Below are 13475 nucleotides of genomic sequence, written 5' to 3' on the forward strand. Positions count from 1 at the left end.
CTTGTACGTCCCGTTTTGATATTAAAAACGATTCTTCTGCCAGTTTTTAACCCGGTATATTTTATCACAAAAAAGAGGGATATGCGACCCTTTTCGCTCTCCCTCCTATTTTCATTTCTTTTGTGTAATATATTTTTGTTTTAATGCATTGTGTTCTTCTAACGTTTTTGCATAATACACTTCACCACTTGGTGCTGCTAAGAAATAGTAATAATCTGTTTGTGCAGGTTCTAATGCTGCCTGCACGGAATGTTTACCCGAATTCGCAATCGGTCCAATTGGAAGCCCTTTTACAAAATACGTATTATAAGGTGAATTCACTTTCAAATCCTCATATAACACACGCTGTTTATGCTTTCCAAGCGCATATAATACTGTCGGATCTGTTTGGAGTGGCATTCCTTTTGCTAATCGATTGTAAAAGACGCTAGAGATTTTTTGACGATCCGTAAACCCAGTCGCCTCTTCCTCGATTAAAGAAGATAATGTTAAGAGCTGGTGAACGTCCCATTGCTTCGCTTTTATTTTCGCTTCATTTTCGACAATTAATTTATTGGTTTTTTCAAGCATCTGCGTTACAATTTCTTCTAAATTTGTATCTTTTTTATAGAAAGAATATGTTGCTGGGTATAAATAACCTTCTAATGGATATTTAATATTCCCATCAAAAATTTTGTTCGTTAATAATACCGGATACTTTTGCTGCATCTTTTGAATAAATGCCTTATCGTTTAATTGACGCACGACATCATCTTTATTCCATTTCAGTTCTTTCGCAATAATATCGGCAATTTCAACAACTTGCGCACCTTCTTTAATCGTTAGTTTATAAGCAACTGGGCGGTGTACGTTACCTGATGACATTTGTTCCATTACTTCATCTACATTCATAGACGAATTTAATAAATATGTACCGGCCTGTAGGTTTTTAGATTTTGCTTTTGCATAAAAACTAAATACTGTACCGTTTTTAATAGCGCCTTTTTCTTCTAAAATTCCTCCGATTTTACTTGTAGAGGAACCTTTTGGAATCTCTACTTCAATTTCTTTTTTATTCCCGCTATCAACTGGTTGTAACGCAGATGAAATATACACATAGACTGACCCGCAGACTACAAGTAGCGCAATAATCGCAATTAGAAAACCACGTCTACGCTTCTTCTTTACTTGATTCTCTATCAAAATTCTTCCTCCTTATTCCATTGTAGACCATATGTACTTCCTCTATACAATGCCCTACAAACCCAAAGCAAAACTCATTCATTTGCAGATAGTTTTTTATTTTATATAATCCGTCTCATTATACTATAAATAATTATGTAGTTTCGACAAAAAATCTGTCATTTTGCACGAGAATACAAAAAAAGATGGACTGTATGTACAGCCCATCTTTTTCACCTAAATTACTCTTCGCCCTCTTCTTCTTCAGCAAGCGTGTTAAACATTTCTTGTACCATTTCCCACTCTTCTTCAGATTCGATTGGAAGTAATGTTCCACCTGATTCTTCTTCATTTTGCTCGAAAGCCATCGCATCATAAATTTGGTCGCCATCTTCGTCAACCTCACCGATTGGAGAGAAGACTACATAAGATTTTTTTCCAAATTTTTCAGCATCAAAAGTGAAAATAATTTCACATAGATGTTCGTTTCCTTTTTCGTCTACAATTGTAATTTGATTTTCTTCCATTTTGGTCACCTCTTATTTACTATCTAAATATCCTTGTAAAATCACGACTGCAGCCATCTTATCAATAACTTGCTTTCGTTTTTTTCGGCTTACATCAGCCGAAATGAGAAGACGTTCAGCTGCCATCGTTGACAGGCGCTCGTCCCACATCATGACTTCCAATTGTAACATTTCACGTAGACTTTGTGCAAATTGCTGACAAGCCTCACCACGTGGTCCGATTGTACCATTCATGTTCTTTGGCAATCCTACTATTATTTTGTCCACATTGTACTGTTTTACTAACTCAGAAATACGATCAAAACCGAAATTCCCTCGTTCTTCGTTAATTCTAATCGTTTCTAAGCCCTGTGCTGTCCAGCCCATTTCATCACTGATTGCAACGCCGACTGTTTTTGTACCAACATCTAAACCTAATATCCGCATAAATTACTCCTCACGATGATGTTTCAAGTAAGACTTCACAAGCTCTTCAATTAATTCATCGCGTTCTAGCTTGCGAATAATGTTTCGTGCATCTTTATGACGAGGTATGTATGCTGGGTCTCCACTTAATAAATAACCGACAATTTGGTTAATCGGATTATAGCCTTTTTCTTGAAGTGCATCATACACAGTTAAAAGTACATCATTTACATGGACACTCTGTTTTTCATCTTGAAAGTTAAACTTCATTGTTTTATCAAAACCGTCCATTTTAAGCACCTCACTTATAAGTAGTAAGTATAGGGAGAAGAATTTCTCCTCTCCCTACTATTGTACACTACTCTCTCTTTATTTTGAAACAGATTTAACGTACTCTTCCACAAATGCTAAAGCTTCATCGACTTGTGCTGGGTTTTTACCGCCTGCTTGAGCCATATCAGGACGGCCGCCACCGCCGCCACCGCAGCGAGAAGCAACTTCTTTCACAAGTTTACCTGCATGGTAACCTTGTTCGATTAAATCTTTCGTTACACCTGCTAGAATATTCACTTTATCATCATTTACAGCTGCTAATACAACGACTGCAGACTCTAATTTATTTTTCAGGTCATCCATCATTGTACGTAAGTTATTCATATCTGCAACATTTACTTTTGTTGCTAATACATTCACTCCATCGACTGTAAGCACTGAATCTGTTAAGTTTCCTGCTTCAATGTTACTTAGTTTAGCAGCAAGAGATTCATTCTCTTTTTGAAGTTGTTTCACTTCAGCAAACAGACCATCTACTCTTGTTAAAATATCTTTTGGATTTGTTTTCATTTTACCTGCAGCTTCTTTTAATAAACCTACTTGGTCGTTCATTAATTCATATGCAGATTTACCAGTTACTGCCTCAATACGGCGCGTTCCTGCTCCGATACCAGACTCAGCAACAATTTTGAAAATACCGATAGATGCTGTGTTATCAACGTGACAACCACCACAAAGTTCTAAGCTGTAATCCCCAACTTGGACAACGCGTACAACATCTCCGTATTTTTCACCGAATAATGCCATTGCACCCATTTCTTTTGCTTCTTCAATTGCTTTTTGAGAAATCTCAACATCAATACTTTCCCAAATTTTCTCGTTTACAATACGCTCAATTTTTTCTAATTCGTCAGCTTGTACTTGACCGAAGTGAGAGAAGTCAAAGCGCAAGCGTTCTGATGTTACAAGAGAACCAGCTTGGTTAACGTGTGTTCCAAGTACATCTTTTAATGCTTGATGCAATAAGTGAGTTGCTGTATGGTTTTTCACAACGCTGCTACGGTTTTTCGTATCGATAACAGCTTTTACAGCCGCTTCTTTCGTTAAAGTACCCTCTTCAACGACAACTTTGTGTAAGTTTTGACCATTCGGCGCTTTTTGCACGTCTTTTACAAGGACTTTTACACCGTCAGCAAGAAGGTAACCACGGTCTGCAATTTGTCCACCGCTCTCAGCATAGAATGGTGTTACATCAAGCATTAATTGTCCTTCTTCTCCTGCTTGTAAGCTATCTGTATACTCGCCATTTTTCACAAGTGCAACAACATTACTTTCTGCCGCAACTGTACCATAACCAACGAATTCACTCGCTACTTTAATTTCTCCAAGTACGCCACCTTGAACTTGCATAGAATCAACGTCTTGACGAGCAGCACGTGCACGCTCACGTTGTTTTTCCATTTCAGCTTCAAAGCCTTCATTATCAACTGTCATACCAGCTTCTTCTGCATATTCTTCTGTTAATTCAATCGGGAAGCCGTATGTGTCGTATAGACGGAACGCGTCTACTCCAGAAATAACAGTTGTTTTTTCTTCTTTCGCTTTTGCAATTACTTCTGCTAAAATTGCTTCGCCATCATGAAGAGTTTCATGGAAACGCTCTTCTTCATTTTTTACAACTTTTGCAATGAAATCTTTCTTTTCAAGAACTTCTGGATAGAAATCTTTCATTACTTCGCCAACAACCGGTACTAATTCAAACATGAATGGACGGTTAATGTTTAATTTCTTCGCATAACGTACAGCGCGGCGTAATAAGCGACGTAATACATAACCACGGCCTTCATTAGAAGGGAGAGCACCATCACCTACAGCGAATGTTACTGTACGAATATGGTCAGCGATCACTTTAAACGCCATATCTTTTTCTACATCGCCATTGCGATACTTCTCACCAGAGATTGATTCTGTTGCACCAATCATTGGCATAAATAGGTCTGTATCAAAGTTTGTAGGTACATCTTGAACGATAGATGTCATACGCTCTAGACCCATCCCTGTATCGATGTTTTTCTTTGGAAGTGGCGTATATGAGCCATCTGGATTATGGTTAAATTGAGAGAATACAAGGTTCCACACTTCTAAATAACGCTCATTTTCTCCACCTGGATATAATTCTGGGTCACTAAAATCATTGCCGTAAGCTTCACCACGGTCATAGAAAATTTCTGTGTTCGGTCCACTTGGGCCTTCACCAATATCCCAGAAGTTTTCTTCTAAACGAATAATGCGCTCTTTCGGAACACCCATTTTCTCATTCCAAATTGCAAATGCTTCATCATCTTCTGGATGAATTGTAACAGATAGTAACTCTTTATCGAATCCAATCCATTTGTCGCTTGTTAAGAATTCCCAAGCCCATGTAATTGCTTCTTCTTTAAAGTAGTCACCAATTGAGAAGTTTCCTAACATTTCAAAGAATGTATGGTGACGAGCTGTTTTCCCAACGTTTTCAATATCATTTGTACGAATTGATTTTTGTGCATTCGTAATACGTGGGTTTTGCGGGATTACACGACCATCAAAGTATTTCTTTAATGTTGCTACACCACTGTTGATCCATAAAAGAGATGGATCCTCATGTGGAACTAATGATGCACTTGGTTCAATTGCATGCCCTTTTTCCTCGAAAAAGTCTAAAAACATTTGACGAATTTGTGCTCCTGTTAATTGTTTCATCTATATTTCCTCCTTTAAGAAATTCCATAAAAACAAAAAACTCCCGTCCCTATAAAAGGGACGAGAGTTAACTCGCGATACCACCCTAATTATGAACCGATCTTTACAATCTCGGTTCATCACCTCATGGCGCCGTAACGTGGCAAGACGGCAGGGATTAGCTGCTCTCAGGATTAGCGTTCTGTCACCCTTCACTTAAAACTTCTTTCAGCCGATGGAAGTTTCTCTCTAAAAATGGACTGTGACATACTCGTTCCGTCATCAATTTAAAATCATATACTATACATTTATTATATAAACTTATATAAGTTTATGCTATATGCCAAAATTGTAGCGAATCCGTTTCCATTTGTCAATGTTTCCATAGTGGCTTTATATGAACAACAATTGTACGGACTACCGCTAAAATAGGAACCGCTATTAAAAGACCTACGATTCCGCCCACTTCTCCTCCAATCAGGAGAGCAAGCATAATAATAACAGGATGCATACGTAACGACTTCCCAACAATATATGGGGAGAGAATGTTACTTTCAACAAATTGTAAAATGGCAAGTGCTATGCCCGCTTTAACAAAAAGGTTCGTGGATACGGTTGCCGCGATCATCAACGTCGGAACCGCTCCCAAAATTGGTCCAAAGTAAGGAATAATATCGGTAACTCCCACAATAATGCCTAGTAACAGCGGGTACTTCATCCCAATAAACCAAAATGAAAAAGCAGACACTCCTCCTAAAACTAAACAAACAAATAATTGTCCTCGAATATAACTTCCAAGTGACTTATCGATCTCCTTCGCCAATACTTGTCCTGTACTACGCCATTTACTCGGAACAAGCTTCCAAAAAATATGATAAAACTCTCCATAGTCTTTTAATATGTAAAATACAATGAACGGAATCAAGAAAATGATGAGTAATGAATCCAGTACACCACGTGCTGTACTCATCACCTTATTTAAAAGTGCTTGTATCTTCATTTCAATGCCGATAAAAATTTGCTTTACTTTCTCATGAATAAACGATGGGAAATTGTCCGTCTGTTCTGTCACACCATCCATCCACGAATCATACATTTTCATAAACTGTGGAAATTGTTTATTGATTTCTTGCAGCTGTGCAATAACAACCGGTGTCCCTTTATAGACCCCATATCCGAGGCCACCAAAAAAGAGAATATAAATAAGTAAAATAGCAAGTGTACGTGGCATTCCTTCTTTATGTAATTTTTCAATTAAGGGATGTAATAAATACGCAATGAAACAAGCAATAAAAAATGGGGTAATCGCTACTTTAAAAACAAATATAATCGGCGCCCATAATGGCTTGATTTTTAAAAAGACAAACAAACATAGAAACACTAATAACAATAACCCTAATCGATAGATCCAAATAATTTTAAGATTCTTCAAGCGAAAAACCTCCTCTCCCCTTATTTTGAAAAGAAATAGAGAAGGTTATGTGTAAAACTTTTAAAAAAATAACCGGACTAAAATATTTTCATACGGACCATACTGTTTTTAAAAAAACTACATATATTTAACATCATACGGACAAGCACTTAAGTCAGCTCATAAATAGGTGAGGAGGGGTAGAATGGTTTGGTTCATGTTAATTCTTTCAGCATTTTTCATGATACTAGAATGGATTTGTATTGGCTTTGGCATTTGGAAGGGACTCTTCATGCGTTCAACGCGAAAGGAACGAGCGAAACATCTATGGTATTACGGAGTTCTCGGTATTGGATGCTACGGACTTTCTTATCTTTTTTCTGAAATTGGCCTATTTTATTTATATACGAGCACATGAAAAAACTCCCTAATGCATACGGGAGTTTTTTCACTTTATAGAAATGATTATAGATAAGACTTAATCATTTTACGCGCTCTTTTCATATTACGTTTGGAAAACACATCTTGTTTACGTGCATATTGGTATGCTGCAGCCCCAATACCTAATGCGATTAATGAATTGCGTACGTTCAAAGTAAATCCCCCTTTTGATTATCCGATGGTTCGTTCATTCTCATCAAATAAATCATCAAGAGAACTAAGCGAGCCATCTTCTTCTACTTGATGTGTATGGATTTTCCCCTTTGAAACCGATAATTCAATATAACAGTTCCAGCAATAAAATTGGTTGACACCTATTTTCCCAATGTCTTTCCCTTTGCAATTTGGACAACTGAACATATGGCGTTCATCTCCTTACAATCTCCCAGATTCTATTCGCCATTATGTCCAAACTGCACTCATTTATACATGCTAGACACTTTCAAAACAATGTTCTGTGCGTTGAAAGTTTCACTATATAATTTCACCTTGCTACATAAAATCATACGGTGAAATGTTTTCCACATCCATCTCCTGACCATCAATCGTAACCATTTGCACTTCTCCTTTTGACTCCTGCAGGCGACCAGCTAACGTTGTTTGTCGCAAGGAATCATCCAGACGATTCACACCCGATTGAAAGGCAGATTCTTCTCCGCAAATAATTAAAAACTTTTTACTCCTCGTAATCCCTGTATAGATTAAATTACGGCGGAGCATACGATAATAACTCTTTACAATCGGCATGATTACAATGGGAAATTCACTTCCCTGAGACTTATGAATCGAACAGCAATACGCATGCGTAATTTGATTTAGGTCTGGTTTTATATACGTTACCTCAATGCCATCAAATGAAACGACAATCATATCTTGTTTTTCTACATTTTCCTTTGCATAAAATACAGAAACAATTTCTCCAATGTCGCCATTAAACACTTGGCTTTCTGGTTGATTTACGAGCTGCAATACTTTATCACCCGTTCGATATACAACATCACCGTAAGCAATTTCTCTACTTTTTTCTTTTTTCGGGTTAAACACTTCTTGAAGTGCCTCATTTAGCACATTAATTCCTGCCGGCCCGCGGTACATAGGCGCTAAAACCTGTACATCTCTCGCACTAAACCCTTTCGTTTTTGCGTTTTCACATACTTGCTTGACAACCTCAACGATTTGGGTTCCTGCACAGCCAATAAATGAACGATCTTTTTTATTCTGCGCTAAATCTGGCGGCAACGTTCCGTTTTTTATCGCATGGGCAAGCTGAATAACAGATGACCCTTCTGCTTGACGATAAATTTCTGTTAACTTCACTGTCGGGATTGCGCCTGCATCTAATAAATCCTTCAATACTTGTCCAGGTCCTACAGATGGCAATTGATCTTCATCACCTACAACAATTACTTGAATATTTGTTGGTAATGATTTAAACAATTGATTTGCTAGCCAAATATCAACCATTGAAAACTCGTCAATAATAAGCAATTTCCCCTGTACAGGATCTGTTTCATTACGCTGAAAGGCTCCTTCAGGGGTCCAGCCAAGCAAACGATGAATTGTGCAAGCAGGAAGCCCTGTAGACTCATTCATTCGTTTTGCTGCTCGGCCCGTCGGAGCTGTTAACAGGATTGGAAATGGATTATCATCACTGTAATCCTTTGGGTTTAATGATAACCCGTGCAGCGAAGCATACATTTCGACGATCCCTTTAATAACAGTTGTCTTTCCTGTCCCTGGTCCACCGGTTAACAACATCATCGGTTTATGAAGCGCAGTTTGAATCGCCTCTTGTTGAAGTGGAGCATACTGTACTTTCAATTGTTCTTCAATCTTCCCTAATGTTAACAGTATTTCCGCTTCAGGAAATGAAGGCGTCTCTTCTTGATTCATAAGACGGCGAATCGATTTGACAACGCCCTTTTCAGAATAGAATAAAGAGGCTAAATAAATGCGATTTTCTTCGATAATGACTTTACCTTCACCTTGCATCATTTCAACACATTGTAATATATCTTCTTCTGTTACCGGACCTTCTTGATTATTTAACAGCGACACAGTTTCCCGAACAAGTTGATCCTTTTCCATATAAACATGACCTTCTTGCAACGAAACATTTTCTAACGTATAGAAACACCCTGCTCGTACACGGTCGTTATGATTACCAGATATCCCAAGCGCTCGTCCTATATCGTCAGCTCTTCCAAAACCGATGCCATCTACTTCTTCAATCAGTTGATACGGATTATTTCGAATTACCTCAAGTGTCATTTCTTTGTATTGTTGATAAATTTTAATCGAGAGCTTCGTTCCAAATCCATAACCATTTAAAAAGCTCATAACTTTTTCAAGACCTTGGTGTTCAATAATTGTATCGTATATTTCTTGTGCTTTTTGCTTGTTTACCACACCTTCTAATGCAGCAGGATCATCCATAATTTTCGAGATCGCATGTTCTCCGAGATGATCAACAATCTTTTCTGCTGTTCTCTTCCCGATTCCTTTAAACAAATCACTTGCTAAATATTGCACCATACCTGTTTTTGTTTGGGGTAATTCTTTTTTAAATGTTTCAACTAAATATTGCTTTCCGTACTTTGGGTGGTCTTTAAAATGACCTGTTAGTGTAAACACTTCGTCTTCATGCATACGGGGAAAGTGACCATTAATCATCACTTTTTTTTCGTCGTATGTTTCATTTGTTTCAATGATTTTCATACTGACAACGGAATAGAGGTTTTCTTCGTTGTGGAAAATGGTATGAATAACTTGTGCTTTTATAAATTTTTGCTCTTCCTCAAACAAATCCATCGCATGTTGATTTCCCATCTTTCCTCTCCTTTCCGGTCTCTCTCACTTTAACGAGCAGTAAAGCCCCCACCTTATTCTTCCAAATCAGATGAGGGGTAACTGCACGTTAAGATACAATTTCTATTCAGCCTCTTGCTCTAATAAACGAACACCATTTCCTGCTAAAAAGTGATCTGGCTGAATCTCCGTCGCCTTTTTAAATAGAGCAAGTGCCTTTTCATTATTTTCCTCAAACACATATGCCACACCTAAATTGTAATATGCATCTGCATGCTCTTCATCCATTTGTAATACCTTTTCAAAATAAGGTTTCGCTTCCTGAATATGTTCTAGTCGCGCAAAGCATAATCCACACTGGAATGCCGCTTCCACATCCGCCTCATCTAATTCAGTTGCTCTTTGTAAAAATGGTAATGCAAGACGATCATTTCCAAGCTGCACGTGCGTAATCCCAAGCATAAATGTCACATCAGCTGATTGTAATCCAGCTTGCATCGCTTGTTCAAACACCGTTTTTGCTTCTGCAAATTGCTCTTGTCCATAATATACGTTTCCTAGCCCATAATAGGCGGCAGCTGATTTTTCATCTAATTCTATCGCGCGTTTATAAAATAAAATAGCACGCTCACTGTCACCTAGTACATCTAATAAATTTGCAAAGTTAATGTATCCAAGCGCGTCTTTCGGATTTTCTTCAATTGCCTCTGTAAAGTTTTTAGCTGCTTCTTCCCAGTTTCCTTCTTGCATATATTGAATGCCTGCTTCAAGCTTATTTGACATGTTCTTCACCTCTACAACAAATTATAACAAAGAATCTATTTTCCAGGCGAACAAAAATTCGCTTTTGTAAAAAAGAAACCTCTAACCGCTAATCGGCAGAGGCTTCTCAGTTTTATCCTAAATAGTCTAGTTTCTTACCACTACGATATACTTCATCGATTGTAGCACCGCCTAAGCATTCATCTCCATCATAGAACACAACTGCTTGTCCTGGCGTAATCGCACGGATTGGTTCATCGCAAAGAATACGAATTGTGTTATCATCAACGATTTGAACCGTTACCTTATTGTCCTCTTGACGATAACGGAATTTCGCTGTGCACTTAAATTCTTTTTCTTTCGCTCTGTTGCTTACCCAGCCTATATTCGTAGCAATGACTTCATCACCGTATAGAAGTTCATTGTGGAATCCTTGATCAACATATAAAATGTTTTCTTTCAAGTTTTTCCCAACAGCAAACCACGGATCACCGTTACCACCAATACCAAGACCATGACGTTGTCCAATTGTATAGTACATTAAGCCGTCATGTTTCCCTTTCACTTCACCAGATAGTGTTTGCATCACCCCTGGCTGAGCTGGTAAGTAGTTACTTAAGAAATCTTTAAAGTTACGCTCACCGATAAAGCAAATACCTGTGCTATCTTTTTTCGCCGCTGTCGCTAAACCAGCTTCTTTCGCCATTTCACGAATTTGCGGTTTCTTCAACTCACCAAGCGGAAACATCGTTTTTGATAGTTGCTCTTGGCTTAATTGATTTAAGAAGTATGTTTGATCTTTATTGTCATCAACGCCGCGAAGCATCTTATATTCGCCATCCATATAAGCAACACGTGCATAATGACCTGTCGCTACATAATCAGCACCAAGTGCAATCGCATGCTCTAAAAAGGCTTTAAATTTAATTTCTTTGTTACACATTACATCTGGGTTTGGCGTACGACCAGCTCGGTACTCATCTAAAAAGTACGTAAATACTTTATCCCAATATTGTTTTTCAAAGTTCACTGCATAATATGGGATACCGATTTGATTGCATACTTCAATTACATCATTGTAATCCTCCGTTGCTGTACAGACACCATTCTCATCTGTATCATCCCAGTTTTTCATAAAGATTCCGATTACATCATAACCTTGCTCTTTTAATAGAAGAGCTGCTACAGATGAATCGACGCCACCGGACATCCCGATGACAACGCGTGTTTCGTGAGGTAGTTTGTTCATCTTGTCACCTCCCATGCTAGTTTTGCGAGAATCGCTTCACGATTTTCACTGTTTCGTACGCTGCTTTTTCCACTTGCTCTTTCGTATTCCCAAGGCCAAAGCTAAAACGTACGGATGAACGTATTTGATCGGAATCTTTTCCAAACATCGCCACTAACACATGTGATGGGTCAATAGAGCCAGCTGTACATGCAGAACCACTCGATACTGCAATGCCTGCTAAATCTAAATTTACAAGAAACGGCTCAATATCCATTCCTGTAAAACTTACATTAAACACATGCGGTAAGCGATATTCTAAGTTTCCGTTTACCTCAAAAGTAATGTCTTCTTTTTGAAAGACAGATACCATTATATCTTTAAATTCTTCATATTGGGCATTTTTTTGCTCACGTGTTTTTTCAGCAAGCAAAATAGCGTGATGAAGCCCAACAATACTAGGCACATTTTCAGTACCTGCACGGCGTTTTCGCTCTTGTTCACCGCCCGTTAATAACGGTTCAAATTTCACTCGCGCACTGGCATATAAAAAACCTACACCTTTTGGACCATTAATTTTATGCCCAGAGATTGATAATAAATCAATACCAGCTTCCCTCACATCAATTGTTGTTAAACCATATGCCTGTACAGCATCTGTGTGAAAATACGCTTGGTGTTCCTTTAACAGCGCTCCAATTTCTGCAATCGGTTGAACTGTTCCAACTTCATTATTCCCAAACATAACGGATACAAGAATCGTTTCACCCGTTAACGCCTCTTTCACATCAGAAACTCGAACACGGCCCGTTTCATCAACAGGTAAATATGTCACTTCGAAGCCTTCTCGCTCTAGCACTTCACATGTATGCAAGATAGCGTGATGTTCAATTTGCGTCGTAATAATGTGATTTCCTTTGTTGCGGTTTGCACGTGCTACACCTAAAAGCGCTAAATTATCAGCCTCCGTACCACCGCTTGTAAAAATAATTTCATTTGGATTTGCATTGATGCTACGTGCACAAACGCGTCTTGCTTCATCTACCGCATGGCGCGTTTGGCGTCCATAAAAATGAATGCTAGACGGATTACCAAATATGTCTGTCATATATGGAATCATCTTTTCGACTACTTCTGGGTGAGCCGGAGATGTCGCAGCATGATCTAAGTAAATGCGTTCCATCAGATCTCCTTCTTTCCAAATCGTTTCACAAGGAATTAAATGTAAAACATATAACCCCCATGATTTTCTTCCTCATAGCGTACTAAATCTTCTAAAGTTGTACTATCTAATACTTCTTGTACTGCATCACGAACACGCATCCATAACTGGCGTTGCGCTGGTTCTTCCTCTTCTATCATTTCGACAACGCTAATCGGACCTTCTAACACGCGGATTACATCTCCAGCTGTAATGTTTGCTGGTTGGTCAGATAATACGTAACCACCATATGCACCACGCGTACTTTTTACAAGACGAGCGTTACGAAGTGGAGAGATTAGTTGCTCTAAGTAATGTTCAGATAAGTCATGCGCCTGCGCAATTGATTTTAAAGAAATCGGGCCTTCACCAAACTTTTTTGCAAGATCAATCATAATCGTTAAGCCGTAACGGCCTTTCGTTGAAATTTTCATCTATTTCGCACCTCTTTTCAAAATTTCACTTCTATTAGTTAAATCTTTATTCTTGAGAAGAACACAATGTAAAAATCAAAATCCTATGAAATTATAGCATAATATA

General features: G+C 38.2%; 14 protein-coding genes and 1 other annotated feature. Of the genes, 1 reads left to right on the forward strand and 13 read right to left on the reverse strand.

Annotated elements, in window-relative coordinates:
• Positions 1 to 111: 111 nt before the first annotated feature.
• The 6 genes from mltG to AAIE21_RS04610 form a co-directional block, all read right to left on the reverse strand.
• Positions 112 to 1182, reverse strand: a complete 1071-nt coding sequence (gene mltG, locus AAIE21_RS04585; protein ID WP_343265655.1) for an endolytic transglycosylase MltG — start codon at positions 1180 to 1182, stop codon at positions 112 to 114.
• Positions 1183 to 1403: 221 nt separating this feature from the next.
• Positions 1404 to 1688 carry a DUF1292 domain-containing protein gene (locus tag AAIE21_RS04590; RefSeq protein ID WP_174098906.1) on the reverse strand — a complete coding sequence of 95 codons (285 nt, stop codon included), beginning with the start codon at positions 1686 to 1688 and terminating at the stop codon, positions 1404 to 1406.
• A 12-nt stretch (positions 1689 to 1700) separates the two neighbouring features.
• Positions 1701 to 2114 (reverse strand): Holliday junction resolvase RuvX, encoded by a 414-nt coding sequence (gene ruvX, locus AAIE21_RS04595; protein ID WP_343265656.1) that lies wholly within the window; start codon positions 2112 to 2114, stop codon positions 1701 to 1703.
• A 3-nt stretch (positions 2115 to 2117) separates the two neighbouring features.
• The gene (locus AAIE21_RS04600; RefSeq protein ID WP_033672681.1) at positions 2118 to 2384 is read right to left on the reverse strand and encodes an IreB family regulatory phosphoprotein; all 267 of its coding nucleotides are present in this window, start codon (positions 2382 to 2384) and stop codon (positions 2118 to 2120) included.
• Between the two features lie 78 nt (positions 2385 to 2462).
• Positions 2463 to 5105 carry an alanine--tRNA ligase gene (alaS, locus tag AAIE21_RS04605; RefSeq protein WP_343265657.1) on the reverse strand — a complete coding sequence of 881 codons (2643 nt, stop codon included), beginning with the start codon at positions 5103 to 5105 and terminating at the stop codon, positions 2463 to 2465.
• 53 nt (positions 5106 to 5158) lie between these two features.
• Positions 5159 to 5376, reverse strand: a binding site (T-box leader).
• Positions 5377 to 5457: 81 nt separating this feature from the next.
• Positions 5458 to 6516, reverse strand: a complete 1059-nt coding sequence (locus AAIE21_RS04610) for an AI-2E family transporter (protein ID WP_343265658.1) — start codon at positions 6514 to 6516, stop codon at positions 5458 to 5460.
• A 184-nt stretch (positions 6517 to 6700) separates the two neighbouring features.
• On the opposite strand from AAIE21_RS04610, the gene AAIE21_RS04615 reads away from it, so the two are divergent.
• On the forward strand, positions 6701 to 6913 hold the full coding sequence (locus AAIE21_RS04615) for a hypothetical protein (RefSeq protein WP_343265659.1): 213 nt from the start codon (positions 6701 to 6703) through the stop codon (positions 6911 to 6913).
• Positions 6914 to 6960: 47 nt separating this feature from the next.
• Here the strand turns inward: AAIE21_RS04615 and AAIE21_RS04620 are convergent, their stop codons facing one another.
• From AAIE21_RS04620 to cymR, 7 genes are all read right to left on the reverse strand, one after another.
• Positions 6961 to 7089 (reverse strand): YrzQ family protein, encoded by a 129-nt coding sequence (locus tag AAIE21_RS04620; protein WP_001102898.1) that lies wholly within the window; start codon positions 7087 to 7089, stop codon positions 6961 to 6963.
• A gap of 18 nt (positions 7090 to 7107) precedes the next feature.
• On the reverse strand, positions 7108 to 7296 hold the full coding sequence (locus tag AAIE21_RS04625) for a hypothetical protein (protein ID WP_000490499.1): 189 nt from the start codon (positions 7294 to 7296) through the stop codon (positions 7108 to 7110).
• Positions 7297 to 7428: 132 nt separating this feature from the next.
• Entirely contained in the window at positions 7429 to 9765 is a 2337-nt protein-coding gene (gene recD2 / locus AAIE21_RS04630; RefSeq protein ID WP_343265660.1) for an SF1B family DNA helicase RecD2, read from the reverse strand.
• 102 nt (positions 9766 to 9867) lie between these two features.
• Complete coding sequence (locus AAIE21_RS04635; RefSeq protein WP_343265661.1) at positions 9868 to 10527, reverse strand: tetratricopeptide repeat protein; 660 nt, start codon at positions 10525 to 10527, stop codon at positions 9868 to 9870.
• Between the two features lie 112 nt (positions 10528 to 10639).
• The gene (gene mnmA / locus AAIE21_RS04640) at positions 10640 to 11755 is read right to left on the reverse strand and encodes a tRNA 2-thiouridine(34) synthase MnmA (protein ID WP_343265662.1); all 1116 of its coding nucleotides are present in this window, start codon (positions 11753 to 11755) and stop codon (positions 10640 to 10642) included.
• 16 nt (positions 11756 to 11771) lie between these two features.
• On the reverse strand, positions 11772 to 12917 hold the full coding sequence (locus AAIE21_RS04645) for a cysteine desulfurase family protein (protein ID WP_343265663.1): 1146 nt from the start codon (positions 12915 to 12917) through the stop codon (positions 11772 to 11774).
• Between the two features lie 35 nt (positions 12918 to 12952).
• Positions 12953 to 13369, reverse strand: coding sequence for a cysteine metabolism transcriptional regulator CymR (gene cymR / locus AAIE21_RS04650; RefSeq protein WP_000704116.1), 417 nt, complete (start codon positions 13367 to 13369; stop codon positions 12953 to 12955).
• Between the last annotated feature and the right edge of the window lie 106 nt (positions 13370 to 13475).

It is taken from the genome of Paenibacillus sp. 102, assembly GCF_039549175.1.
In the GTDB taxonomy this organism is placed as follows: Bacteria; Bacillota; Bacilli; order Bacillales; family Bacillaceae_G; genus Bacillus_A.